Below are 25,749 nucleotides of genomic sequence, written 5' to 3' on the forward strand. Positions count from 1 at the left end.
TATTTAAAATTGATAAATTCAACGGGATTAGATTTTAACAAATGGTTGACTATGTATCAAAGTTAGTTCAACAAATTAAACCCCAGCTGGCGCAAGCAGAACTAAAACACATGGCTAGTGCGAGCTTCAAGCTCGTACCCACAAAGTAAGTCAAGCAACAAACTACACCCGCTCCGCAAAGACTCCTGTCTTTGAGGCAAAATAAAACTAAAAACCACATTGTAAAAGATGTGGTTTTTTTGTTAACTTAAATTTAAAAAACCTTAACCATGTCAACAAAATATAACGTAAGTACTACATAGATGCTTTAATATTTAAAATCAAAAGACTCGCTCATTTCTTTTTTTAGTATCGTATTAAAATTCCTTACTTTTGTAAAAAGTATCTAAAGTGAGCCAGATTAATAAACTCAAAATTTTAAACGATCCCATATATGGTTTTATAACCATTCCCAATACGTTGATTTACGATTTAATTCAACATTCTTATTTTCAGCGTTTGCGCAGAATATCACAAATGGGCTTAACTTATTTGGTTTATCCGGGTGCACATCATACCCGTTTTCATCATGCTTTAGGCTGTATGCATTTGATGCAAAAAGCTATTCAAACCCTTCGTTTTAAATCGGTTGAAATTTCTGAGGCTGAAGAAAACGCTTTACTCATTGCTATTTTATTACACGACATTGGTCACGGCCCCTTTAGTCACGCCATGGAACACAGTATTTTAGAAGAAGTGCATCACGAGCAAGTTTCGTTATGGTTCATGGAACAATTAAATACAGAGTTTGGAGGTGCATTAGCTTTGGCTATTCAAGTATTTAAGGGTGAATACCACCGTAAATTTATGTTGCAATTAATATCCAGTCAGTTGGATATGGACCGAATGGATTATTTAAAAAGAGATAGTTTTTATAGTGGTGTAGCCGAAGGTAATGTAAACAGCGAGCGTTTAATTCAGATGTTAAACGTGCAAAACGATGTTTTGGTTATTGAAGAGAAGGCCATTTATTCGGTTGAAAAATTTTTAATGGCAAGACGATTGATGTATTGGCAAGCCTATTTACACAAAACCAGTGTTATTGCCGAAATAACCTTGACCCATATTTTAAAAAGAGCTAAAGAATTAACCCAAAGCGGAACAGTTTTAAAGTGCAGTGAACCCTTGCAATTTTTTATGCAGCATAAAATTTCAAAAGAGCAATTTGATGCCAACACCTTACAAACTTTTTCATATTTAGATGATTTTGATGTAATGAGCGCCATAAAAAACTGGCAGTTTCATTATGATTTTGTTTTGAGTTCTTTGTCAAAAATGATTTTGAATAGAGATTTACTCAAAATACAAATGACTGAACATAAGCCTAGTAAAAGCAGTTTAACGCTTTATAAAAATAAATTTATATTAAAATATAAAACAACAAGTGCAGAAACCGATTACTTTGTATTTAAAGGTAAAATAAAAAATCAGGCCTATAATCAAGAAAGTGAGCCCATTAGAATATTAAAAAAAGATGGAAGTATTGAAGATGTGGTTCAGGCTTCTGACCAATTAAGTTTAAAAGCATTATCAAAACCGGTAACCAAATATTTCATTTGTTTTCCAAAAGAATTGATTGAAGCCTAACTATTAGATTTAAATTTTATATTTTTGTGGGGTTTTAATTCAGCTTTGGTATTGATGTAAAAAACACCACGCCTTTAACACGAGCAAAGTCATTTGAAATAAATGGCAACCTAAAATTTTTAAATGAAGTTTACAGCAGAACAAATTGCAGGCATATTAAATGGAGAAGTCATAGGTAACCCTATGGCTGAAGTATATAAACTATCAAAAATTGAAGAAGGAACTGAAGGTTCGTTAACCTTTTTAGCTAATAAAAAATATATTAATTTTATTTATGATACCCAAGCAACAATAACCATTGTTAACAATGATTTTGTTGCAGAACATGCCCTTACAACTACTTTAATCAAGGTTGAAGATTCTTACAAATCATTTTCAACCTTGTTGGAATATTACAATCAAGTAAAATTAATGAAATCGGGCATAGAGCAACCTTCTGTAATTTCAGAAAAAGTGGTTTATGGTGATGGACTATATTTGGGTAGTTTTTGTTATATAGGCAAAAATGTAATTATAGGCAAAAATGTAAAAATATACCCCAATACTTTTATTGGAGATAATTGTATAATAGGCGATGATTGTATTTTTTTTGCAGGTGTTCGGGTGTATTCTGAAACCGAAATAGGCAACAATTGCACCTTTCATTCAGGCTGTATTATTGGTTCAGACGGATTTGGATTTGCACCTTTAGAAGATGGTACTTTTTCAAAAATTCCACAAATTGGAAATGTTATCATTGAAAATTTTGTTGAAGTAGGTGCAAACACAACTATTGATAGAGCAACATTAGGCTCTACTATTATAAGAAAAGGAGTTAAATTGGATAATCATATTCAAATAGCACATAATGTTGAAATTGACGAAAACACAGTAATAGCCTCTCAAACAGGTATTGCGGGCTCTACTAAAATAGGTAAAAACTGCATGATAGGTGGTCAAGTTGGTATTGCAGGACATTTGATAATAGGAAACGGGGTTAAAATTCAGGCACAATCGGGCATAGCTAAAAACGTAACCGATAATGAAGTAGTACAAGGCACACCATCATTTAATTATGCTGACTTTTCAAAATCATACGTCCATTTTAAAAATTTGCCTAAAATTGTAAAAGAAATAGAAATTTTAAAAAATAAACAAACTAAAAAATAAAACATCATGGTTAAGCAAACAACCATTGCAAACGAAATTACCCTAAAAGGAGTTGGTCTTCATACGGGTCAAGAAGTTACAATGACTTTTAAACCTGCGCCTGTAAATAATGGATATTCATTTATTCGTGTCGATTTAGAAGGAAAACCAGTAATCGAAGCTGATGCAAGTTATGTAATCAACACACAAAGAGGAACAAACCTTGAAAAAAGAGGTGTATTTATTCAAACCTCTGAGCATGTTTTAGCAGCTTTTGTGGGTTGCGATGTAGATAATGTTATAGTAGAACTAAATGCCTCAGAACCACCTATTATGGATGGTTCTTCAAAATATTTTGTCGAAGCTGTTGAAAAAGCTGGCCTAGTAGAACAAGATGCAGAACGAAAGGTGTATGTTGTAAAAAATGTCATCTCATATACAGATGAAATTACAGGAAGCGAAATTACAATTATTCCTAATGATCATTACAGCGTAACAGCCATGGTAGATTTTGGTACAAAAGTTTTAGGTACACAAAATGCTACTATGAAAAACATTAGTGAATTTAAAAGTGAAATTTCAGAAAGCAGAACATTTAGTTTTTTACATGAATTAGAAACCTTGTTAAATAATGGGTTAATAAAAGGAGGAGATTTAAACAACGCCATAGTATATGTTGATAAAGAAATATCATTTGAAACTATGGAAAACCTTAAAAAAGCCTTTAAAAAAGAATCCATAACCGTTAAACCAAATGGCATTTTAGATAATCTTGAATTGCACCATCCTAATGAAGCTGCTCGACATAAATTATTGGATGTAGTAGGTGATTTAGCATTAGTAGGTATGCGAATTCAAGGAAAAGTAATTGCAAATAAACCGGGTCACTATATCAACACCCAATTTGCAAAAAAACTTTCCAAAATTATTAAGAACGAAGAAAAAAATCAAGTTCCTGTATATGATTTGAATAAAGAACCCTTAATGGATATTCATCAAATTATGGCAGTGCTTCCACACAGACCTCCATTTTTATTGATTGATAGAATTTTAGAAATGTCAGAATCTCATGTAGTTGGGATGAAGAATGTTACAATGAACGAAAATTTCTTTGTAGGGCATTTTCCCGATGCACCAGTAATGCCAGGTGTGTTAATAGTTGAGGCCATGGCACAAACAGGAGGGATTTTAGTATTAAGTACTGTTCCAGACCCTGAAAATTACCTTACATTTTTCATGAAAATTGACAATGTAAAATTCAAACAAAAAGTATTACCAGGCGACACGTTAACTTTTAAATGTGATTTAATATCGCCAATACGACGTGGAATATGCCACATGCAAGCGTATGCTTATGCCAATGGAAAATTGGTAGCACAAGCCGAATTAATGGCGCAAATAGCAAAAAAACAATAAAATGAATCAACCATTAGCCTATGTGCATCCTGGTGCAAAAATAGCTCGAAATGTAGTAATAGATCCTTTTACAACCATTCATAATAATGTAATAATTGGCGAAGGAACTTGGATAGGGTCAAACGTAACCATTATGGAAGGTGCTCGTATCGGAAAAAATTGCAACATCTTTCCAGGTGCTGTTATTTCAGCAGTTCCTCAAGATTTAAAATTTGGAGGAGAAGATTCCTTAGCCATCATTGGCGATAACACCACCGTTAGAGAATGTGTAACGATTAACAGAGGAACACAAGCTTCGGGCCAAACCAAAATAGGCGATAACTGTCTTATTATGGCTACTGCTCATATTGCACACGATTGTCATATTGGCGATAATGTAATTATTGTAAACGGTGTGCTTTTGGGAGGTCATGTAACTGTTGGTAATTTTGCCATAATTGGAGGTTTATCTGCAGTGCATCAATTTATTTCTATTGGTGAACATGCTATGATTTCGGGAGGATCTTTATTGCGTAAAGATGTTCCCCCGTATACAAAAGCAGCAAAAGAGCCTTTGTCATTTGTGGGCATAAATTCAGTAGGTCTAAGGCGAAGAGGTTTTACCCCCGAAAAAATAAGAGAAATACAAGAAATATACAGAATTTTATACCAAAAAAATTACAATACAACTCAGGCCTTTGCAATCATTGAAGCCGAAATGGAAGCAACTCCAGAACGCGATGAAATTTTGCAGTTTATTAGAAGCTCTTCTCGTGGTGTAATGAAAGGATATAGCAGTATTTAGAGGTTTTTTTAAATGAAAAATAACAGTAATAATTAAAACATAAAACATAATGGCAAGTACTTCAGATATTAGAAACGGACTTTGTATTAAGCACAACCACGATATTTACAAAATAATTGAGTTTTTACACGTAAAACCAGGTAAAGGTCCGGCTTTTGTTAGAACAAAGTTACGCTCTGTAAGTAACGGAAGAGTTTTAGAAAACACCTTTTCTGCAGGTCATAAAATAGATGTTGTTCGTGTAGAAACGCAAACCTATCAATTTTTATATGCAGAAGGAGAAACTTTTCACTTTATGAATGTAGATAATTACGAACAAATTACTTTAGAAAAAAAGGCTTTAGACGCACCTGGATTATTAAAAGAAGGCACAAATGTAATGCTTCAAATTAATACAGAAACAGATTTGCCTTTGTCTATTGATATGCCAACATCTGTAGTGTTAGAAGTTACGTATGCAGAACCTGGTGTAAAAGGTAATACAGCAACAAACGCAACAAAACCTGCAACAGTAGAAACAGGAGCAACAGTAAACGTTCCTTTATTTATAAACGAAGGTGATAAAATTAAAATCGATACCGCTTCTGGTAATTATATGGAGCGCATAAAAGAATAAATTAATATTGAGTTGTATTTACATAACATAATATATGAAATTTAATACCAAGCAAACCCTTTTAGACATTGCGTCAATTCTTGATTGTGAATTTGTAGGAGAAACCCATTTCCCAGTATTAGGGATGAACGAAATTCATGTTGTAGAAGCGGGAGATATTGTTTTTGTAGATCACCCTAAATATTATGATAAAGCACTACAATCTGCAGCTACAATTATTTTAATAAATAAAAAAGTAGATTGTCCAGATGGTAAGGCCTTATTAATTTCTGATGATCCTTTTAGAGATTTTAACATCCTAACCAAATATTTTAAACCTTTTCAGCATTCAAACACATCCATAGCGGCTAGCGCAATTGTTGGAAAAAACACACTAATTCAACCCAATTGTTTTATTGGAAACAATGTTTCTATTGGAAACAATTGCATCATTCATTCAAACGTGTCCTTATATGACAATACAGTTGTAGGAAACAATGTGATCATTCATGCAGGAACTATAATTGGAGCAGATGCTTTTTATTACAAAAAAAGACCCGATGGTTTTGATCAATTGCTTTCAGGTGGAAGAGTAGTTATTCATGATAATGTAGGTATTGGAGCCTTGTGTACCATTGATAAAGGTGTAACAGGCGACACTACTATTGGCGAAGGAACAAAAATTGACAACCAAGTACACATTGGTCACGACACCATCATAGGAAAAAAATGCTTAATAGCTGCACAAACAGGTATTGCCGGTTGTGTTATTATTAAAGATGAAGTTACGCTGTGGGGCCAAGTAGGAACAACAAGCGGCATTACAATTGGTGAAAAAGCAGTGGTATTAGGACAAACAGGCGTTACAAAATCAATAGAAGGAAATAAAACCTATTTTGGCACACCAATTGAAGAGTCTCGCGAAAAATTAAAACAATTGGTTAATATTAAACGCATACCCGAATTGTTAAACAATTTGAAAAACAACTAAAATTTAATTCATTTGTCTTAAATATTTTGGTTAATATTCAAAATTAGTAAACTTTGAGAGTAAGAATGCAGATCCATATAAAAAATAGTATAAAAGTAAAATTAAGTAAAAATAAGTCACTTATATTATTTTAATATTATCTATAAAACCTTACTTTTGTACAATATTTAATAATATAAAAAACAATAACATACGATGAGTGTTTTAGTAAACAAAGATTCAAAAATAATAGTTCAAGGATTTACAGGTAGTGAAGGAACTTTTCACGCTGAGCAAATGATTGAATATGGGACAAACGTAGTAGGCGGTGTAACACCAGGAAAAGGTGGTTCTACACACTTAGATCGTCCCGTTTTTAATACTGTACAAGATGCAGTAGAAAAAGCAGGAGCAGATACTTCTATTTTATTTGTACCACCAGCTTTTGCTGCAGATGCAATTATGGAAGCTGCAGATGCCGGAATTAAAGTGATCATTTGTATTACTGAAGGGATTCCTGTAGCAGATATGATTAAAGCTTATGCTTACATAAAAAATAGAGATTGTCGTTTAATAGGACCTAACTGCCCAGGTGTAATTACACCAGGTGAAGCAAAAGTAGGCATCATGCCTGGATTTGTTTTTCAAAAAGGCAATGTAGGTATAGTTTCTAAATCAGGAACATTAACCTACGAAGCAGCCGACCAAGTTGTTAAACAAGGTATGGGAATTACAACGGCTATAGGAATTGGTGGAGATCCAATTATTGGAACGACAACAAAAGAAGCGGTTGAATTACTAATAAACGACCCAGAAACTGCTTGTGTAGTTATGATTGGTGAAATAGGTGGTCAATTAGAAGCAGATGCTGCAAAATGGTATAAAGAAAGTGGAAGTAAAAAGCCTATTGTAGGTTTTATAGCTGGTGAAACAGCTCCAGCTGGAAGAACTATGGGTCATGCAGGTGCAATTGTAGGAGGTTCTGATGATACTGCAGAAGCAAAAAAACGAATCATGAGAGAATGTGGAATACACGTTGTAGATTCTCCAGCAGAAATAGGAAAAAAAGTAAAAGAAGTAATGGGCTAATCATTAACTCTAGTATATAATATTAAAACCGATGCAATTTTTGTATCGGTTTTTTTTTATTTAGCAAATTCTATTTTTTAGCTTTTAATTTTATGAATTTAATAAAAATAGTAAGATAATATACATAAATGGCTAATTTGTTGAAATTTTAAATGAAATTTGTTTAAATATTTTAATAAATGAAAAACGTTTACATAAAAGGTACAGGATCTTATGCACCCGAAAACATTGTGAAAAATAAATTTTTTGAAGCTATTGGCTCATCAGATGAATGGATTTTTTCAAAGTTAGGAATCAAAGAACGACGTATTTCAACTGGAGAAGCAACTAGCGATTTAGCGTATAAAGCAGGATTAATTGCTATTGAAAATGCAAATTTAACTGCCACAGATATTGATTTAATTATTGTTGCCACCACTACTCCAGATAGACCATCACCCTCATGTGCTTGTTTTGTACAAGATAAATTAAACGCTGTAAATGCAGTTGCTTTTGATATTTCGGCAGTTTGTTCTGGAGCTTTGTTCACAATGGCTACTGCCGTTCAATTTATAAAAACGGGTATGTATAAAAATGTATTAGTTATAGGTGCTGATACTTTTTCAACTATTATAGATTGGGAACGGCGAGATGCTGTTTTTTTTGGCGATGGAGCAGGAGCAATGATACTTTCGGCAACCGATGAAGATAAAGGATTTATTGATTTTGACCTACATTCTGACGGAACAGGAAAAGAACATTTTACTATTTTAGCAGGTGGATCTGCTAAACCTGCGTCAATAGAAACGGTTACAAACAAAGAGCATTTTTTTCAAATGAATGGCAAAGCAGTTTACGACACTGCAACAGAGGTTGTTCCTTTATCGATTAACAAAATATTAATTCGAAACAATTTATCTATAGATGATGTAGGTTTTATGTTACCGCATCAACCCAGCATACGAATTTTAAAAGAAATTGCCCGCAAAGTAAAGCTCCCTTTTGAGAAAGTAAAAACAAACATGGACCGGTATGCCAATACATCTGGCGGTACAGTTCCTATAATTTTAGACGAAATACATAAAAAAAATGAATTTAAAAAAGGAGATATTCTTTTGTTTGCTGCTGTAGGAGCAGGTTGGACTTGGGGAACTGCTTTGTATAAATGGTAAAATTAATTTTAAAAAAATAAGCGATATGTTTACAAATAAAACTTTTTTAATAACCGGCATTGCTGATGAAAACTCACTAGCGATGTTTGTAGCAAAAAAAATAATAGAAAATGGAGGACAAGTTATTTGCACAGGTTTAGGTGTAAGTGAGTTTCACAATGATTTATCCGATAAAGCAAAACAATTTTTAAACGTAAATTATGCTGACTTTCAAAAATCGGTTAAAAATGAATTAGGAAATTCTCAAACCGAAATTTTAGATGTAACTCTTGAAGCAAATGTTGATTCTTTTGCAAAAAAGTTAAAAGACAATAACATTAAGATCGATGGCTTTTTGCATGCAATTGCTATGGATAAAACGATCAGACAAAAAGTGGTAAAACCAATATTAGACGTAACAAAAGAAGAGTTTTGTGATACTATGGAAGTTTCAGCCTATTCATTAATTCGAATAGCTCAATATTTATATAAGTATGATTTAATACAACCCAATTCGTCTATTTGTTCTTTAAGTTATATTGCAGCTGCAAAAGTTACGTTTCATCCGTATAGAAATATGAGTATTGCAAAAGCAGCATTGGAGCGTATCACAATTGAATTAGCAGACGAATTAGGACGTAAAAATGGTACGCGTGTTAATGCCATACGCTTTTCACCTTATATGGGTAGTAAAGCAGGTAATGCAACACTAAATCAATCTGATTTTGACACGGCAGACAAATTAAGCCCGCTAGGCAATGCAACTCCAGATGACTTAGCTAATGAAGTAATTCATTTGTTTAGGCCTAATGGACGCATTACAGGAGAAATTAGACACGTAGATGGTGGCTACAACATAATGGGATAATTAAAAAGTCAATTTCTGTTTAGAAATTGACTTTTTTTATAAAAATACAGTGCTATTTTGAAATTATTAATTTTAAAGTTTTGGTTTGTTTGTCATTCGAAACCTTTATAAAATAAATACCTGTTGCATAATTTTCTAATGCAATTGTGTTTTCACTTGCAGTTATTTGAATTTCCTTAATTGTTTGCCCTAAAGAATTTATGAGTTCAATTTTTGAATTTAAACCAAATTCATTTTCAATATAAAGGGTTGTAAAATCATGTGCCGGATTTGGATAAATCTTTAGTTCATTTGTTAATTCAAATCCATCAATAGCTAAAACACAGGATGCAGATATCGAATTTGTGTTTTCAATTGTATTTCCAGCGGTTAATGGTTGCCCTAAAAAACCAACATAATTGGAAGGATAAAAACTGCATCTAAAAACAGGGTTATTAGTTGGCGTAGCATTTTGATTTAATATAACGCCCATGTTTGTACTAGGGCTTACATAGTTCCAAAGGGTTGTTCCTTCCGAATTTATTTCAGTAAATGTTCCGCTAGGACCATTGCAAAATAATACATTTCCATTTGATAATGGTTGAGCACCCGAAATGTTTTGAGCATACATGCTATTTGGGTTTCCATCATTATAAATCCATGAAAGTGCTTCGGGTAAATAAGGAAGCGTTGCAGTATATGTATAACCATCTTCGGGAGGATTAATTACTTCTACTGTTGAATAATTTCCACCGGTTCTTCCTAAACCATTATTAAACACCATGATTTGATTTTCAAATGAAAAACCACTTTCTATCCAACGGGCATTATGCTGTCCAAAAAATTTTTGATTAGCAACAGTTCCGTTGTTATAGGCTTGTGGATTTCCCCATCGGTATAAAACATCACCACCTTTGCCAGAATTGCCACCTGAATGACTTGCAGCCTCAGCACTAGTAGTACTGTGGTCAATAATCCAAATTTCATTAAATTCATGCGAACTGACAACAATTTGGTCTAATGTTGGGTTATAATCAATAGAGTTTAAATGAATCCAATCTTGAGCGGGTCCTGCTTTGTAATTAATATTAATCAACTGTGGGTTGTTGTTTATAACACCATAATTTGATTTTGTAGCATCATAATCTTGTATCAAATGATCAAATAAATGCCATTCCCAAACGATATTTCCGCCACTTGTTCCTGTAGGTTCAATTTCTATAATTTGTTCGCTCCAAATAGTAGTTCCAACTAAGAATGGGTTTCTTCCTTTCGCTACAGCTTGAGTATTGGTTTTAGATTCCCATGCAATCACTAATACATTACCATTTGCTAATGCTTTTACATCGTGGTGTTGACATTGTGTAGCATCAGATATGGTGTATGACCATGTAACAACGCCATTCCAATCTAATTTTTGAATAACGCCACCTTTACCACCTGCAGTAAAAGTAGTGTTGTTTGTGTTTCCAGTTCTAAGTAAGGTGCCATCGGGTAAAATATAACAAGATTGTCCTGGTCTATAGTTACTGGGCCAGCTATTTATTTGATTTCCACATTTGTCAATTAAATAAGTGCTGGTGCTTCCAGTAGGTGCAAATAAAACATATCCGCTGTCTAATGTACCTGTAGAATGCTGTGTTAAACCAATTGTTTGAGCATAAAAGCTTAAGTGAAAAATTAAAAATAATAATGCTATTTTTTTCATAAAAAGTTATTTGAAATTTATAAACGTTTATTTATTAATAATAACTTTAATATTTTTAAATACTTTGCCGTCAGAAATTTTTACAAAATAAATACCATTATACAAAGTATCTGTTTCAATAATGCTCAAAGTGCTTCCTTGAAAAATTTCAGATCTTTTTACAAGTTGACCTAATTCATTAGTTAATTCGATTTTTAAATTATTTTCAACCAAATCGGTTTGTATGGCTATAAAATCAGAGGCTGGATTTGGGTATACCGTAATTTTAAGGTTGTTTAAATCAAAATCACCACTTGATAATACATAATTTGTTGTTCCTGTTGGTATGCTGGTTACTGTTAAAGCAACCTTGTTTCCATAAAAAGTTGGACCTACAACATACGGATAGGCAGAATTATGATTGGCATCAACTGTTGCAAAATAACAATAAATTCCGTTTGGATATTCAGGAGTAATACAAAAGCGACCATTATGTTCATCCAAATAATCGGAAGATGTATTAGAAACATATACATAATCATCTCTAAAATACCCTTGAAAAAAAGTTTGTGTTCCTACAACCTGATTGATATCAGGTCCATTTGTTCTAGTGGTAACTCCAGCCGGAAGTTGGTAACTTGATTTCATTCGTGTAATTGCGCCTGTGCCATCACTATTGGCATAAGCATAAGCACCATATATTGGAAATCCATCATAAGCAAATCCAATAAGAGGAGAATGTTGCGCAGTGTTTATTACATATAAGCCATCAGATGGGTATGTACTGCATATATTTGATATAACTACTAAATCTAAATTAAAAGCACTTGGGTTTTGATGATGGTGATAGTTTCCCATTGCAGGATGTGCTTTTGCACAATCAAAACCAGCTTTTTCAGCAGGAATAGCATCTCTGCTCCATGCTTGTACTGCTGCAGGTCCACCTGAGCAAGGGGTGTTTCCTGGGCCACCACACAAAGCTCCAGTAGCATTATTCCAAGAAACTCCATCTCTGTAATCAAATAAGGCTACACCATTTATAAAAACACCTATATTACCTCCATTAGTTGTAGTTGCTGTGCCTGTGTTTTGTGTTGGAAATAATGGAAATTTAAAAATGGAATTTTGAGCTGTTGCTAATGATGGATTACCATCTTGAAAAGGCCCTGTTATATATGCGGGTATTCCGGTAGCCGATACATAGGCGTTTGTGTCATCGTAAAATACGGTTTGAACATTAGCTAGTACGTTATCATTTATAGGCGTAGAGTTTCCAGAAACATAATGTCTTCCCATTATATTAGTTGTGTTTTGCAACCAACTTGTTATTGCTGGATTTGTTTGTGCATCTACAATAAACGACATAATAAATGCTAAAATTATAAAACTTTTTTTCATGATAAATATTTGTTTGTTTAGACTAAAACAAAAGAATAAGGTTTAATTTATTTTTCGTTTGACAGTCATTTTATGATTATATATTTAGACGAAATATAAGTTATGTTCTTGCATTATTAAATAAAAAATAAAAAGTCTCTTAATATTTACCACTTAATAAAGCACCACCAATCGCAGATTTAGTTTCAATATTAAGTTTTTTCATCATTTCGTAAGTTGTACAAACTGCTGCTGACGTAACCGGAATTCCACATGCTGCCTCAATTAAGTCTATTGCCTCTAAAGAAGGCATTTGTACACAAGCTGAAACAACTAAAACATCCACATCTTTTAAATCTAATTGTTTGTAAATTTCTAATAAATTTAATGGATTTTGAGCTGCCACTTCCAAATTATCGGGTATCTCCAACGCAATACTTTCTTTAACTTTAATGCCTTGGTTTTCAATATAATCAACAACCATGTCTGTTAAAGGTCTCATATATGGAGTAATTATTGATATTTGTTTGGCACCTAAAATTTTTAATCCATTGATTAAAGCTCCTGCAGAAGTTACAATTGGAGTAGGAAAGTCATTTGCTACTGTTTCTTGATGTAAATTTACTTCTGAAACGCAGTGATAACCTCTTCCCATGCTCATTATAGCTACTAAGCAGGCATAGCCCATAACATCTACATGCGCATCTGAAAGTTCTTGTGCACATTTTAAACTCATGGCATCCATAGCCTCCAATTCTTCTTTGGTTACCTTTTTCATTCGCATTCTACTGCTGTGAAAGGTAAATCTTTCTGGAAGTATGCTCTCTCTTGAACGAAATATTGCTGGTATTTCTGTTTCCATCGTTACATTAGACGACGGAACTATTTGGCCTATTCTGTATTTTTTTGTCATGTTTAATTATTAATTTTTTTTACCAAAAATCAATGCCTATTTTTTTAAATCGTTCTTCAATTTTATGGTATTAAATTTCTTTAACGGTGTTTTCTATCGACCCAATTCCTTCCACAGTACATCGAATTACATCGCCGTCTTTTAGCCATTCTTGAGGATTTCTTCCCGCAGCAACTCCAGCAGGAGTGCCAGTTGCAATAATATCTCCGGCTTCTAAAGTAAAAACGGTACTCAGGTCTTCAATTAAATCATGGATATTAAATAGCATAAATTGGGTATTTGAATTTTGTTTTTCAACACCATTTACGGTTAACGATAAGTTTAAGTTATGGGGGTTTTCAATTTCGTCTTTGGTAATTAAAACAGGGCCCATTGGTGCAAAAGTATCTTGTCCTTTAGAAACAATCCATTGTCCAGATCGACGACAATCTCGAGCAGAAATATCATTTATGATTGTATATCCAAAAACATAATCCATAGCATCTGCTTTAGTAACATATTTTGCTTTTTTACTTATAACAACAGCTAATTCTACCTCCCAATCTAATTGCTTTGTTAGCTTTTTATTTAAAAGAATATCTGTATTTGTAGCTGTAACACAGGTTGGTGGTTTTGAAAAAATAACGGGTTCTTGTGGTAATTCTGATGAGGTGTCAAGTGTTCTCGCGCTTTCGGCAATGTGTTTGGTATAATTTAAGCCAATTCCAATGATGTTTTTTCGTGGTTTTGGAATGGGTGCCATAAAGATTACTTCTTTTATGTCATATGAAATTTCAGCTAATTCAATTGCGTTTGTATCTGCGATTAAATCGTTTATTTCTGTAATTACTTCAATTCCCATATCAATTAATTCTAGCATAGTTGTGGGTAAAGGAAAATTAGATATTTCTCCAAAATCTTCCATATCTACAACCTGATTGTTATGTATAAATCCTAATCTTGGTTCTGATTCGTTTGTTTTGTATGTAAGTAGTTTCATGTTTTTTTTATTTAAAATTTAACTTCTACAGAGTTCAAAACGCTGCAGGAGTTCGTTTAATTTTTTTGTAATTAAATTATATTTTGATGTCCACCATTTTCTAAATATTCTTTTTCTTGGTAAAGTCCCAACTTTTCAATCACGGGTAAATCATTGAAATTAAACAAACAGGCATCTTCCGTTTGAGATAAATTGTGATGTTCGTGCCAAGCCCAAGATGGGACGCAAAATATATCACGTTCTTTCCAATCAAAACGTTTTCCATCTATGATGGTAAATCCTTTTCCTTTGGCACATTGGTATACAAATGATCCTGTGTGTTTATGAGCCTTACCACTAAAACCAGCTGGTAATAATTGCATACTAGCACCCATTGTCAGCATCACGTGTCCGCCAGTTAAAGGATTAGCATAATGCATAAATATTGCATCAAACAAGTTAATTTCATTTATTTCTAGGGCATTAACTAAAGCTGGGTAAACTTGTTTCCAAGCATATTTAAATAGTGGAGAATAAGGTTTGTTCCAGCTTTTATCAGCGGGTATCATACCTGCGGTTCCGTAATTGATAGGAGAATAATTGATAGGAACATCTAAGGCTTGCTTGCCATCATAAACGGCATAATCATTTGCTTCTAAAGCATTTATTAGTGGAATATCTAATCCGTCTTGCCAAATGCAGGTTTTTCCGTTATCATCCACTCCATGCTCATGCCAAGTAGAACCTGGTGTTATGACAAAATCGTTTACTTCAAAAGTTATTTTGTTTCCATCTACAACGGTGTAACCGCCTTCTCCTTCCATAATGAAGCGAAGGGCAGAGGCTTTGTGTTTGTGTGCAGAGGTGCTTTCTCCAGGTCGTGTAACTTGAATACCCGAATACAACCAGCCTACTGCGGCAGCAACGTCTTTTCGTTTTTCGTTTACCAAGTAAACAACTCTTCTTCCTGCTTGTTCGGGAGTAACCAGTTCAGATGATTTGAGAACCAAATTGCGCAAATCGTCGTATTTCCACAACATAGGTACTGAATTTGATTTGGGTTCCCAGGGTTCAATGTCATTTGCGACTTTCCATAAGGCTCCAGCGCCAAGGTTTTCAAGCTCTTTGTAATAGGCTATTAATTCTGGCGAATCGTGTACTCTTGCGCGACCTATTTGATCGTCTGAATAATTTTCGTTCATCTTACTTGCTGTTAAACTCTTCGTGATTATCTATAAATGTAATTTTTTTTGTTGGTGCAATATTTACTCGTAAATCAAAGATATCAAATCTATTATAATGACCTAAAATATCATGCATTTGCTTGGGTTGTATGCATTTTTCTAGATCTATATCTGCATAGGCTATTCCTTCTTGATCTATTAAAGGTTCTCCAATTGCTGCTCCGTTTGGACCTATAAATCCAGAAAATGCTGAATTTTTTCGGGTAAGAAGTTCATCTACATTTGGCACATCCTCGCGTAAAGCGTCTTTTATATCTTGAGAAATTGTAGAACACGAAACAATAGTAAATAGTTTTCCTTCAAAAGAATGTGCAGCAGCACGTATTTTAATGGCTTCGGCCATGTTGTAGTCTGCTGGAGCAACAGGTAATGAAATGTAGTTGGCGATATGAATTAATTCGCCTTGAGCCAACAATGTAAATCGTGCTAAAGTGTTGGTGTTTTCTCCACAAGCTAGTGTTCCTAAAGGTCCAATTGCTGTTTCATAAACCTTTAAAGAAGAACCATCCCCCGAAGTCCAGGTGAGTTTTTCGGCCCAAGTAGGAACTAATTTGCGGTGTTTTCCTATAAGTTTGCCCTTATTATTAATAATTAAATTAGTATTATAAATTTCTCCATACGAATCACCACGCTCATTAATTCCAATTACGACATGAATGTTTAAATCTTTTGCAGCTTGAAATAAAGGTTGCATAGAAGCGTCATCTGTTTTTACAGAACACTTGTATAGTTTTTCATACCATTTACTGCCCTGAACGGGTGTCATAATCCAATTCCAATAGGGATAGCCTGCTACAAATACTTCTGGAAAAGCAATAAGTTGAGCTCCGTTTTTACTGGCCTCTTTAATGAAACCAATGGCTTTTTCTATTGTTTTTTCTACATCAAGAAAAATGGGTGATGTTTGTACGGTTGCAGCTTTAAATTTTTTAAAGTCCATGGTGTTAAAATTATGAATTAATCAGTATAAATTTTGTAATTTTAGTTTTGATTTCTTCATTAAATGAAGTAGCTTTTATGTTGTTTCTGTCTTCTGTAAAAATAACATTTACCAAAGTAATTTCGCCTTCTAAACAGGTTTTTTCTAGTTCATCTTCAAATTTAAACCCACATAAAATCGAAGCAGCTCCTAAATTTTTTACCCAAAGTTTTTTGGTTAGTATTTCTCCTAAACGCGCTGCTTTTTTGAACTGAACTTTTAAATCTACAGTTGGAATACCATTAGTTTCGTGCATTTTAGAAAAGGGTCTGTTTAAGGCCTCCTCAAACCAATCTTCTACCAAATCATTTAACATTTCTAAAAATCGTGGATAGAAAACTATTCCAGCATAATCTACATGCTTGAACTTAATTTTTTCTTTTTTTATAAAAGGCTCATTCATTTATTTTAATTTATATCGTTGTATTTTTCCGGTTTCTGTTTTGGGCAATTCGTTTACAAAATAGAGTTGTCTGGGGTATTTATAAGGAGCAGCTACTTCTTTGAACCACAGCTGAATAGACTTAGCTAATTTTGGAGATGCTTTATCATGATTTTTTAAAACAATGTAAGCACAAACAAGCATTCCGCGATTCAAATCAGCTATGCCAACAACGGCACATTCAAAAATATCGGGGTGTGTTAAAAGTACAGATTCTACTTCAATTGCTGCTATATTATAACCTGATGAAATTATCATATCATCTCCACGAGCAACGAACCAAAAATAGCCATCTTTATCTTTCTTAAAAATATCTCCAGTAATATTCCATCCGTCTTGAACGTATTCTCTTTGTTTTTCTTCCCGATTTAAGTATTTACAACCTGTAATTCCTCTTACTGCCAATCTGCCTGGTTCGTTTTTATATAGTTCTTTTCCGTTGATGTCAATAATTTTAGCTTCGTAGCCAAAAACAGGTAAGCCTGTTGCGCCTGGAACCATATTTTCTTCGTTAGAAGATATAAAAATATGAAGCATTTCGGTAGCACCAATTCCATCTATGATTTTTAAACCTGTTGCATTGAACCAGTCTTGCCACACTTGTAAAGGTAAGCATTCACCTGCAGAAATACATTTTCGTAGACTTGAAATGTTAAATTCATGAATTTTTGTAGTTAAAATGCGCCAAGCTGTGGGGGCGGTAAGGCATATCGTTATTTTAAAATCTTCAATTGCTTTTAATAATATATCTGGACTTGGTTTTTCGATTAAAAAGGTTGAAGCTCCAAAATACATTGGAAACAAAACCAAACCTCCTAATCCAAAAGTAAATCCCAGTGGCGGGCTTCCTATAAAAACATCATCTTTTGTAGGTTGTAAGGAATAAACAGGAAAGGCTTCGCAAATATTTAATAAATCGGCATGGAAATGTGCTGTCATTTTTGGTAATCCTGTTGTTCCTGACGTAAAACCAATTAGGCAAACACTATCGGACTTTGATTTAAAATTAGTAAATATTTTAGATTTAGACTTCATAAGGTGTTCTAAATCACCATTTGTGTAAAAACTTTTTTGTTTTAAGAATTTTGATTCTACTTGGCTTAACTCATCCTCTAAATCGCCATCACATAAAGCAATAGATATTTCGGCACAATCAATTATGGTTTTTAATTCTTTTGCACGCAATAAAGGCATTGTAGCCACAGCTATTCCACCTGCTTTTAAAACCGCAAACCAACAGGCAACCATCATAGGATTGTTGGCAGAACGTAGCAAAACCCTGTTTCCCGAAATTAAACCTAAATCGTTAACTAAAACATGAGCAATTTGATTGGCTTTTTCATATAAATCCCTATAAGTCCATGTTTCTTTAAACGTACGAATACAAACAGCATCACCCTGACCCTTTTTAATATGATCGTCTAACAAGCGGTCTACACAATTCAGTATTTTTGGATGTTGAAACTGAGAATGATTAAGCAAATATTCTGCTTGTAAGTCAGAGCTAGGCAACATATTGCTCGCAAAATTATCTTCGTAGTCTTTCATAATAAATGCATTAAAAGGGTAAAGCATACAGCTCTGTGCGTGTTGTAATTGTTTATTTCTTATTGCTCTTTGGTTTCAAAGCTTTCTTCATCCCTTCTGTTTGTTTTCGTTCTGAAGCTTTTAGGGGGTATAAGTTTGTAACGCCTATTTTATATTGGTTTGGAATATCACCTGGATGATACTTTTCATAAGCTTGTGCGTTTCTAACAAAATTGGGATCTAATAGCAAAGGCCTTCCTAAAGCTACTAAATCAGCTCTTCCATTTAAAATTATAGTGTTAATTTGGTCAATATCTTGAATGTAGCCAGATGTTATTGTTGGCACTTTAACAGTATTTCTAATTACATCTGAAAAAGGAGTTTGCCACATTCGTCCTACTTGTGGTTTTTGATTGGCAACGGTGTTTCCTGAAGAAACATTAATAATATCAGCTCCAGCGTGTTTAAAAGCAGCTGCAATAGTTAAAACATCTTCTTCTAAAATTCCGTTTTCTGCCCAATCTGTTGCCGATATACGAACAGACATAGGTTTCTCTTTTGAAAAAACGGCTCTCATTTCGGTAAAAACATCTAATGGAAATTTCAATCGATTTTCAATACTTCCTCCAAAAGCATCAGTTCTAATATTGGTTAATGGAGAAAGAAAAGAAGCTAGTAAAAAGCCATGATGAGCCTGCAATTCTATCATGTCAAAACCTGCAAAATCTGCATTTTTTGCTGCTATAATAAATTGAGATTTTATCAAATCCATATCTTTGATTGTCATTTCTTTTGGTGTAGAAAAATTTTCATTAAATGGAATTGCTGACGCAGAAAGCAGTTCCCATTTGTTTAATAAATCTTCCGTTTCCCAAGGAATTTTTGCAGCACCTTTTCTGCCCGAATGCCCCAATTGAATACCAATTTTGGTTTGTGTGTTTTTATGAATAAAATCAATTATATTTTTCCACTCAAACACTTGATTTTCATTATAAATGCCAGCACAACCTAAAGTTATTCTTCCAGTATTAGATATAGCCGTCATCTCAGTTAATATCAATCCTAAACCACCAATTGCTCTAGAGCTGTAGTGTTGAAAATGCCAATCGTTTACCAATCCGTTTTTAGCAGAATATTGACCCATGGGCGACATTACAATTCGGTTTTTAAGTTCTAAACCTCTAAGTTGAAACGTTGAAAATACAGCTGGTTGAAGCTGCGATTCTGAAACCATTTCAGAACCATACGATTGGTTAAATTCTTTCAACACTTTATCGGTAAACGATTGATCCCGTATTTGAAGATTTTCATAGGTCACTTTTTTAGAACGAGTCATGCATCCAAAAGCAAATTGGTAAAATGGATGTTGTATGTGTCGGTCTATGTTTTCAAACCAATCTAAAGATACATTAGCGGCGTATTGGATCATTTCAACTGTATTTCTTCTTGCTTTTTCATAATTTTGAAAAGCGAGTTGAATGTTGTTTGGATTTGCTATTAAAGCATCAGATAAAGCTATTGCAGACTCCATGGCTAATTTTGTTCCAGATCCAATAGAGTAGTGTGCGGTTGCTTTAGAATCTCCTAATAAAACTATATTATCTTTATGCCATATTTCATTTGTTACGTGTGGAAATTGTCTCCATTGGGATTTATTGGTAATTAAACCATGACCGTCTAATTCATTTTTAAATAATTCTTCTAATTTTTGTACGGTATCTAATTCATTATAAGTATCAAACTCAAAGTTATCCCAGGTTTGCGAAGTGCATTCAAAAATCCAGGTACTCATTCCTTCTTCATATTGGTAGGTGTGAGCTGCAAAAGCTCCGTGTTTTGTGTTTTTAAAGAAATAGGTAAATGCATCTAAGGGTTTTGTAGAACCCATCCAAACGAATTTGTTTTTTTTGAGTTCGACTTTTGTTTCAAAATTATTTTTAAATTGGCTTCGTATTTGGCTCGAAATTCCGTCACAAGCAACTATAACGTCTGCATCAATAAATTGATTTAAATCTGCTACATGCGCTTCAAAGTGTATGTTTATGCCCTCTTCGTGACAGCGCGTATGTAATAGTTGCAAAAGTGTTTTTCTAGAGCAGCCACAAAACCCATTTCCGGCAACACGAACCTCTTCTCCATCACGAGCAATAATAATGTCGTCCCAATATGCAAACTTGCTTCGTATTAACTCATAGGATTGCATGTCTCTTTTTAAAAACTCGCCTAAAGTTTCATCTGAAAAAACAACACCAAAACCGAAACTGTCGTTTGGTTTGTTGCGTTCATAAATATCGATTTTGCAATTGGGCATTGCTTTTTTTGTTAAAATAGAGAAATAGAGTCCACCAGGACCACCACCTATTACTTTTATGTTCATTTTACGCTCTTTTTATTGAAAAAATTTCACCCAATGCTCCATAATTTGAGCCTGCCAAACGGGCAACGGGTTGATATGCTTCTAGATTTATATGATGGTTTTCTGACACTATAGAATCATCTATGTGTATGGTTTTTATTTTGCCAATAATTACACATGCGCCACCCTTAGAAGCGTTATCAATAAAGTAATGATGTATTTTTTCACATTCAAAATGAACCATACTCTCTTTAACACGTTTTGGTTTAACTGAAATAGAATCTATTGGTGTTAAGCCCGCGAGTTCAAATTCATCGACAGATGCATCTACAGAAGTAGCGGTAGTATTCATTTGTTCTACAACATTCATTGTTACCATATTTACCACAAATTCATTATTTTGCAGGATGTTAGTTAAGGTGTCTTTGTTTTTAAAACCGTCTCTTCGGGTTGAGAACATTATGCACGGCGGGTCGCTCGAAACCATATTGAAATAAGAAAAGGGAGCTAGGTTATTGATTTTATTTTTATCAATTGTAGAAATCCAACCAATAGGACGCGGAATGATGGTTCCTGTAAGCAGTTTGTACAAAATTTTTTCGTCTGTTTGCTTAGTATCAAATTGCATAATTATTTGTATTTTATACAAATTAAGTAAAATAATAACGAATATTTAAACAATTTGGGCTTAATGTGCGAATATATATAAAAATGAAAGAGAATATTTAAATTTGAATTCAATAATAAATACTTTAATTATTTATTTATATAAACAGGATTAAATATACATATCACAAAAAAAAAGTAAAATAATTACATAAAAATCAATTACATTATTGCTAATTTAATATATTTATGCAAAATTTATATATATGGAAATAAATTCATGTCCTAAGTGTCAAAATAACAAGGTTGTAAAGAGTGGAATTATTAAAGAAAGACAACGATTTTTATGTAAATTGTGTAAATATTATTTTACTGTAAATAAATTAGGTAAAAAAATTGATGATTACTATGTTACTAAAGCTTTACAGCTCTATTTAGAAGGCTTAAGTTATAGAGAAATAGAACGGATAATAGGGGTGTCTCACGTGTCTATTAGTAATTGGGTTAAAGAATTTAATATAAAGAAGCCTCCGCATCCAAATCATCACCCAACTTATAAGATATTTAAACATCATGAACTTGTTGAGTATCTTGGAAATAAAGAATTATTGTCAGGGGCCGGAATGATTATAACTGAGCTGGGCGATAAGTTTATGATGATAAAATGGGAACGTTTTAAAGAATAACTATAGCACTTAACACCTTTATATATTAAAGTTTTTTTTATTAACAAAATTTTTAGACTTTGGACGAATCAAAACAGATTACTAACCAAACTAAAAATTATGAAAAAAATTTTATTTTTATTTTTATTTTCCCTTTCCTATTTAGGGTTTGCCCAAGGATCTCCTGACTATGGTGGAGGTTTGAAAGTGAGTATTAACGAAGATGGTTCTAAATATTTTAGAATTATTTCATGGGCACAAATGCAAGCTACATATAGTGATGATGTACCTGAAACAAGTAGTAAATTAAATTTTAATTTAAGAAGAGCACGTATTTTAATGTATTCTCAAATTAATAAAAATTTCTTAATTCTTGCTCATTTTGGTTTAAACAGTTTAAATGCCAATAACATGAGCGCTGTTGGAAAAACCGATGCGTCACAACTTTTTTTTCATGACATATGGGCTCAATATAGTGTTGGAAAAAAACATGCAGTAGGTGGTGGACTTCATTATTGGAATGGTATTTCGCGTTTAAATAATCAAAGTACTTTAAACATCATGACATTGGACAACAATCGCCAATCATGGTCAACTTTAGGTTTAACAGACCAATTTGCAAGACATATGGGTGTTTATGCAAAAGGATCTTTTGATAAACTTCAATATAGAGTTTCTATCAACGATGCTTTAACAAATGGTTTAGACTCTCGTGATCCTTCAACGGCATTAAATACTACTATTTATGGCGGTCGAAAAATTGTGGGTTCTAGAGATGCTGGAAAAGTGTATTCAGGATATTTTGAGTATGGATTTAAAGATGCAGAAAGTAATTTTTTACCCTTTAAAGTTGGATCGTATTTAGGAACTAAAAAAATATTTAATGTTGGAGCTGGTTTCTTCATGCATCCAAAAGGAAGTGTGAGTTTTGACGGAACTACTATTACTTCTCATGATGTAAATATTTTTGCTGTTGATGCATTCTATGATGCACCAGTTGGAACAAACGGAAGTGCTATAACGGCTTATGCTACTTATCAATCAAATGATTATGGAAAAAACTACCTTTTTAGTGCTTACGGCACAGGTAGTATGATGTATGCACATCTTGGTTATGTTCTTGCACGCGACAAAACAAAAACAAGATTTCAACCTTATCTTTCTTATGCTTCTAACTCGTATGACGCAGTTAATGATGACAGAAAAGTTTTAGGAGTTGGAACAAATGCTTACATGAGTGGGCATAATTCTAAATTAACGTTAGAGTATAAAAATGAAAAATTTGGAAGTTCAGACATTGGTACGTTTACACTTCAAGCTATGATTTACCTATAAAATTAACCAACTAAATAATACATTATTATGAGTGATAAACAAAAACACGCAACGGCTTATTGGAAAGAAAACTTAAGATACCTTTTAATTTTATTAAGCATTTGGTTTGCTGTCTCTTATGGGGCAGGAATCTTATTAAAAGATGTTTTAAATGAAATAAAAATTGGAGGTTTTCCATTAGGATTTTGGTTTGCACAACAGGGTTCAATTTATGTGTTTGTAATTTTAATATTTGTCTATATTCGATTGATGAATAAACTAGACAAAAAATACGGATTTGACGAATAATTAATAATTAAATAAAATAAAAAAATCATGGATGTACTTACTTGGACCTACATAATTGTAGGAATTACATTTTCGTTATATATTGGAATTGCTATCTGGTCTCGAGCTGGATCTACAAATGAATTTTATGTTGCTGGTGGTGGTGTTTCGCCATTAGCTAATGGTATGGCAACTGCTGCCGATTGGATGTCAGCTGCTTCTTTTATATCAATGGCAGGTATCATTTCCTTTGATGGATATGATGGGGCTGTTTACTTAATGGGTTGGACCGGAGGTTATGTACTTTTAGCCTTATTACTTGCTCCATATTTGCGAAAATTTGGAAAGTTTACTGTTCCAGATTTTATTGGAGAACGGTATTATTCAAACACAGCTCGAACAGTTGCGGTAATTTGTGCATTAGTTGTATCTTTTACGTATGTTGCTGGTCAAATGAGAGGTGTGGGGGTTGTATTTTCTAGATTTCTTGAAGTTGAAATTGAAACAGGCGTAATTATCGGAATGATAATAGTTTTATTCTATGCGGTTTTAGGAGGAATGAAAGGTATTACATACACACAAGTTGCTCAATATTGTGTGTTAATTTTTGCTTTTATGGTTCCTGCAATCTTTATTTCAATTCAAATGACAGGAAACCCTATTCCGCAATTAGGAATGGGAGGAACATTAGCCGAAGACGGAAATGTATATTTATTAGATAAATTAAATGGACTTTCAACAGAATTAGGTTTTGCAGAATACACCAATGGATCAAAATCAATGATTGATATTTTTGCAATAACATTAGCACTAATGGTTGGAACTGCTGGTTTACCCCATGTAATTGTTCGTTTCTTTACCGTTAAAAAAGTAAGTGATGCACGAAAGTCTGCTGGATGGGCTTTGTTGTTAATTGCAATTTTATATACTACTGCACCAGCTGTTGCTGTATTTGCTAAAACTAATTTAATTGAAACCGTTAGCAATAAAGAATATGCATCGATGCCTGTATGGTTTACAAACTGGGAAAAAACAGGTTTGTTAAAATTTGAAGATAAAAATGAAGATGGAAAAATTCAATATTATAACGATAAATCGACAAATACAGAATTTTTAGCTGCTCAAGAAGCAAAAGGTTATAAAGGAAGTGAACTTACTATAGATAAAGATATTATGGTATTGGCAAATCCTGAAATTGCTAAACTACCAAACTGGGTAATTGCTTTAGTTGCTGCAGGTGCATTAGCTGCTGCGCTTTCTACTGCTGCTGGATTATTATTGGTAATTTCTTCTTCGGTATCTCACGATTTAATTAAAAAAATGATTAACCCTAACATTTCTGAAAAGAATGAACTTTGGGCTGCTCGAGGAGCTGCTGCTGTTGCGGTAGTTATTGCAGGGTATTTTGGAATTAATCCACCCGGTTTCGTTGCTGCTGTTGTAGCACTTGCTTTTGGATTAGCTGCAGCATCATTTTTTCCAGCTATTATTTTAGGTATCTTTCATAAAAAGATGAATAAAGAAGGAGCTGTTGCAGGTATGATTGTTGGTCTTTTGTTAATGATATTTTATATGTTAAAATTCAAATTTGGAATTTTTGATGGTGGAAAAGATGCCGTAGCTGGATTAAAAGAAAGCTGGTGGTTTGGTATTTCTCCTGAAGGTTTTGGAACCATTGCAATGATTGTAAACTTTATTGTAGCATTTACCGTAAATGCATTTACACCAGAGCCTCCTCAACATGTTCAAGATATTGTTGAAAATATAAGAATACCTTCTGGTGCTGGCGAAGCAACAGGACATTAAAT

General features: G+C 33.4%; 23 protein-coding genes. 13 read left to right on the forward strand and 10 right to left on the reverse strand.

Annotation, left to right across the window (positions count from 1 at the left end; translation table 11 throughout):
• Positions 1 to 390: 390 nt before the first annotated feature.
• From AABM47_RS03970 to AABM47_RS04010, 9 genes are all read left to right on the forward strand, one after another.
• Positions 391 to 1,626, forward strand: a complete 1,236-nt coding sequence (locus tag AABM47_RS03970) for an HD domain-containing protein (RefSeq protein WP_338409631.1) — start codon at positions 391 to 393, stop codon at positions 1,624 to 1,626.
• Positions 1,627 to 1,749: 123 nt separating this feature from the next.
• Positions 1,750 to 2,775 (forward strand): UDP-3-O-(3-hydroxymyristoyl)glucosamine N-acyltransferase, encoded by a 1,026-nt coding sequence (gene lpxD, locus AABM47_RS03975; RefSeq protein WP_338409632.1) that lies wholly within the window; start codon positions 1,750 to 1,752, stop codon positions 2,773 to 2,775.
• Between the two features lie 6 nt (positions 2,776 to 2,781).
• Positions 2,782 to 4,170: a bifunctional UDP-3-O-[3-hydroxymyristoyl] N-acetylglucosamine deacetylase/3-hydroxyacyl-ACP dehydratase gene (locus AABM47_RS03980; protein WP_338409633.1), complete on the forward strand. Its 1,389-nt coding sequence runs from the start codon at positions 2,782 to 2,784 to the stop codon at positions 4,168 to 4,170.
• A gap of 1 nt (position 4,171) precedes the next feature.
• Positions 4,172 to 4,954 (forward strand): acyl-ACP--UDP-N-acetylglucosamine O-acyltransferase, encoded by a 783-nt coding sequence (gene lpxA / locus AABM47_RS03985; RefSeq protein WP_338409634.1) that lies wholly within the window; start codon positions 4,172 to 4,174, stop codon positions 4,952 to 4,954.
• A gap of 49 nt (positions 4,955 to 5,003) precedes the next feature.
• Positions 5,004 to 5,570 carry an elongation factor P gene (gene efp, locus AABM47_RS03990; RefSeq protein ID WP_338409635.1) on the forward strand — a complete coding sequence of 189 codons (567 nt, stop codon included), beginning with the start codon at positions 5,004 to 5,006 and terminating at the stop codon, positions 5,568 to 5,570.
• A gap of 34 nt (positions 5,571 to 5,604) precedes the next feature.
• Positions 5,605 to 6,540 carry a UDP-3-O-(3-hydroxymyristoyl)glucosamine N-acyltransferase gene (locus AABM47_RS03995; protein ID WP_338409636.1) on the forward strand — a complete coding sequence of 312 codons (936 nt, stop codon included), beginning with the start codon at positions 5,605 to 5,607 and terminating at the stop codon, positions 6,538 to 6,540.
• Between the two features lie 195 nt (positions 6,541 to 6,735).
• On the forward strand, positions 6,736 to 7,608 hold the full coding sequence (sucD, locus tag AABM47_RS04000) for a succinate--CoA ligase subunit alpha (RefSeq protein WP_338409637.1): 873 nt from the start codon (positions 6,736 to 6,738) through the stop codon (positions 7,606 to 7,608).
• Positions 7,609 to 7,787: 179 nt separating this feature from the next.
• Positions 7,788 to 8,759 carry a beta-ketoacyl-ACP synthase III gene (locus AABM47_RS04005; RefSeq protein ID WP_338409638.1) on the forward strand — a complete coding sequence of 324 codons (972 nt, stop codon included), beginning with the start codon at positions 7,788 to 7,790 and terminating at the stop codon, positions 8,757 to 8,759.
• Between the two features lie 25 nt (positions 8,760 to 8,784).
• Positions 8,785 to 9,606 carry an SDR family oxidoreductase gene (locus AABM47_RS04010; RefSeq protein ID WP_338409639.1) on the forward strand — a complete coding sequence of 274 codons (822 nt, stop codon included), beginning with the start codon at positions 8,785 to 8,787 and terminating at the stop codon, positions 9,604 to 9,606.
• A 52-nt stretch (positions 9,607 to 9,658) separates the two neighbouring features.
• Here AABM47_RS04010 and AABM47_RS04015 read toward each other — a convergent pair whose 3' ends face one another.
• The 10 genes from AABM47_RS04015 to AABM47_RS04060 form a co-directional block, all read right to left on the reverse strand.
• On the reverse strand, positions 9,659 to 11,293 hold the full coding sequence (locus tag AABM47_RS04015; protein WP_338409640.1) for an aryl-sulfate sulfotransferase: 1,635 nt from the start codon (positions 11,291 to 11,293) through the stop codon (positions 9,659 to 9,661).
• Positions 11,294 to 11,320: 27 nt separating this feature from the next.
• Positions 11,321 to 12,670, reverse strand: a complete 1,350-nt coding sequence (locus AABM47_RS04020; protein ID WP_338409641.1) for a YHYH protein — start codon at positions 12,668 to 12,670, stop codon at positions 11,321 to 11,323.
• Between the two features lie 139 nt (positions 12,671 to 12,809).
• Entirely contained in the window at positions 12,810 to 13,562 is a 753-nt protein-coding gene (locus AABM47_RS04025; RefSeq protein ID WP_338409642.1) for an Asp/Glu racemase, read from the reverse strand.
• A gap of 70 nt (positions 13,563 to 13,632) precedes the next feature.
• Positions 13,633 to 14,541 (reverse strand): fumarylacetoacetate hydrolase family protein, encoded by a 909-nt coding sequence (locus AABM47_RS04030; RefSeq protein WP_338409643.1) that lies wholly within the window; start codon positions 14,539 to 14,541, stop codon positions 13,633 to 13,635.
• A gap of 71 nt (positions 14,542 to 14,612) precedes the next feature.
• The gene (locus AABM47_RS04035) at positions 14,613 to 15,722 is read right to left on the reverse strand and encodes a cupin domain-containing protein (RefSeq protein WP_338409644.1); all 1,110 of its coding nucleotides are present in this window, start codon (positions 15,720 to 15,722) and stop codon (positions 14,613 to 14,615) included.
• 1 nt (position 15,723) lies between these two features.
• Positions 15,724 to 16,704 carry a carbon-nitrogen hydrolase family protein gene (locus AABM47_RS04040; RefSeq protein ID WP_338409645.1) on the reverse strand — a complete coding sequence of 327 codons (981 nt, stop codon included), beginning with the start codon at positions 16,702 to 16,704 and terminating at the stop codon, positions 15,724 to 15,726.
• A 10-nt stretch (positions 16,705 to 16,714) separates the two neighbouring features.
• The gene (locus AABM47_RS04045) at positions 16,715 to 17,146 is read right to left on the reverse strand and encodes a thioesterase family protein (protein ID WP_338409646.1); all 432 of its coding nucleotides are present in this window, start codon (positions 17,144 to 17,146) and stop codon (positions 16,715 to 16,717) included.
• Positions 17,147 to 18,733 carry an AMP-binding protein gene (locus AABM47_RS04050; protein ID WP_338409647.1) on the reverse strand — a complete coding sequence of 529 codons (1,587 nt, stop codon included), beginning with the start codon at positions 18,731 to 18,733 and terminating at the stop codon, positions 17,147 to 17,149.
• 52 nt (positions 18,734 to 18,785) lie between these two features.
• Complete coding sequence (locus AABM47_RS04055) at positions 18,786 to 21,089, reverse strand: FAD-dependent monooxygenase (protein WP_338409648.1); 2,304 nt, start codon at positions 21,087 to 21,089, stop codon at positions 18,786 to 18,788.
• 1 nt (position 21,090) lies between these two features.
• On the reverse strand, positions 21,091 to 21,696 hold the full coding sequence (locus tag AABM47_RS04060; protein ID WP_338409649.1) for a flavin reductase family protein: 606 nt from the start codon (positions 21,694 to 21,696) through the stop codon (positions 21,091 to 21,093).
• A gap of 244 nt (positions 21,697 to 21,940) precedes the next feature.
• On the opposite strand from AABM47_RS04060, the gene AABM47_RS04065 reads away from it, so the two are divergent.
• The 4 genes from AABM47_RS04065 to AABM47_RS04080 all read left to right on the forward strand — a co-directional run bounded on the left by AABM47_RS04065 (position 21,941) and on the right by AABM47_RS04080 (position 25,747).
• Positions 21,941 to 22,360 carry a hypothetical protein gene (locus AABM47_RS04065; RefSeq protein ID WP_338409650.1) on the forward strand — a complete coding sequence of 140 codons (420 nt, stop codon included), beginning with the start codon at positions 21,941 to 21,943 and terminating at the stop codon, positions 22,358 to 22,360.
• 99 nt (positions 22,361 to 22,459) lie between these two features.
• Positions 22,460 to 23,674 (forward strand): hypothetical protein, encoded by a 1,215-nt coding sequence (locus AABM47_RS04070; protein WP_338409651.1) that lies wholly within the window; start codon positions 22,460 to 22,462, stop codon positions 23,672 to 23,674.
• Between the two features lie 27 nt (positions 23,675 to 23,701).
• Positions 23,702 to 23,962 carry a DUF4212 domain-containing protein gene (locus tag AABM47_RS04075; protein WP_338409652.1) on the forward strand — a complete coding sequence of 87 codons (261 nt, stop codon included), beginning with the start codon at positions 23,702 to 23,704 and terminating at the stop codon, positions 23,960 to 23,962.
• A gap of 27 nt (positions 23,963 to 23,989) precedes the next feature.
• The gene (locus AABM47_RS04080; RefSeq protein WP_338409653.1) at positions 23,990 to 25,747 is read left to right on the forward strand and encodes a sodium:solute symporter family protein; all 1,758 of its coding nucleotides are present in this window, start codon (positions 23,990 to 23,992) and stop codon (positions 25,745 to 25,747) included.
• The last annotated feature ends 2 nt before the right edge of the window (positions 25,748 to 25,749 follow it).

This window comes from uncultured Flavobacterium sp. (assembly GCF_963925415.1).
Taxonomy (GTDB): Bacteria; Bacteroidota; Bacteroidia; order Flavobacteriales; family Flavobacteriaceae; genus Flavobacterium.

Coding starts and splice junctions, on each gene's coding strand:
- lpxD (WP_338409632.1), top strand. CDS start 1,750: ATGAAGTTTACAGCAGAACAAATTGCAGGCATATTAAATGGAGAAGTC.
- AABM47_RS03980 (WP_338409633.1), top strand. CDS start 2,782: ATGGTTAAGCAAACAACCATTGCAAACGAAATTACCCTAAAAGGAGTT.
- lpxA (WP_338409634.1), top strand. CDS start 4,172: ATGAATCAACCATTAGCCTATGTGCATCCTGGTGCAAAAATAGCTCGA.
- efp (WP_338409635.1), top strand. CDS start 5,004: ATGGCAAGTACTTCAGATATTAGAAACGGACTTTGTATTAAGCACAAC.
- AABM47_RS03995 (WP_338409636.1), top strand. CDS start 5,605: ATGAAATTTAATACCAAGCAAACCCTTTTAGACATTGCGTCAATTCTT.
- sucD (WP_338409637.1), top strand. CDS start 6,736: ATGAGTGTTTTAGTAAACAAAGATTCAAAAATAATAGTTCAAGGATTT.
- AABM47_RS04005 (WP_338409638.1), top strand. CDS start 7,788: ATGAAAAACGTTTACATAAAAGGTACAGGATCTTATGCACCCGAAAAC.
- AABM47_RS04010 (WP_338409639.1), top strand. CDS start 8,785: ATGTTTACAAATAAAACTTTTTTAATAACCGGCATTGCTGATGAAAAC.
- AABM47_RS04015 (WP_338409640.1), bottom strand. CDS start 11,293: ATGAAAAAAATAGCATTATTATTTTTAATTTTTCACTTAAGCTTTTAT.
- AABM47_RS04020 (WP_338409641.1), bottom strand. CDS start 12,670: ATGAAAAAAAGTTTTATAATTTTAGCATTTATTATGTCGTTTATTGTA.
- AABM47_RS04025 (WP_338409642.1), bottom strand. CDS start 13,562: ATGACAAAAAAATACAGAATAGGCCAAATAGTTCCGTCGTCTAATGTA.
- AABM47_RS04030 (WP_338409643.1), bottom strand. CDS start 14,541: ATGAAACTACTTACATACAAAACAAACGAATCAGAACCAAGATTAGGA.
- AABM47_RS04035 (WP_338409644.1), bottom strand. CDS start 15,722: ATGAACGAAAATTATTCAGACGATCAAATAGGTCGCGCAAGAGTACAC.
- AABM47_RS04040 (WP_338409645.1), bottom strand. CDS start 16,704: ATGGACTTTAAAAAATTTAAAGCTGCAACCGTACAAACATCACCCATT.
- AABM47_RS04045 (WP_338409646.1), bottom strand. CDS start 17,146: ATGAATGAGCCTTTTATAAAAAAAGAAAAAATTAAGTTCAAGCATGTA.
- AABM47_RS04050 (WP_338409647.1), bottom strand. CDS start 18,733: ATGAAAGACTACGAAGATAATTTTGCGAGCAATATGTTGCCTAGCTCT.
- AABM47_RS04055 (WP_338409648.1), bottom strand. CDS start 21,089: ATGAACATAAAAGTAATAGGTGGTGGTCCTGGTGGACTCTATTTCTCT.
- AABM47_RS04060 (WP_338409649.1), bottom strand. CDS start 21,696: ATGCAATTTGATACTAAGCAAACAGACGAAAAAATTTTGTACAAACTG.
- AABM47_RS04065 (WP_338409650.1), top strand. CDS start 21,941: ATGGAAATAAATTCATGTCCTAAGTGTCAAAATAACAAGGTTGTAAAG.
- AABM47_RS04070 (WP_338409651.1), top strand. CDS start 22,460: ATGAAAAAAATTTTATTTTTATTTTTATTTTCCCTTTCCTATTTAGGG.
- AABM47_RS04075 (WP_338409652.1), top strand. CDS start 23,702: ATGAGTGATAAACAAAAACACGCAACGGCTTATTGGAAAGAAAACTTA.
- AABM47_RS04080 (WP_338409653.1), top strand. CDS start 23,990: ATGGATGTACTTACTTGGACCTACATAATTGTAGGAATTACATTTTCG.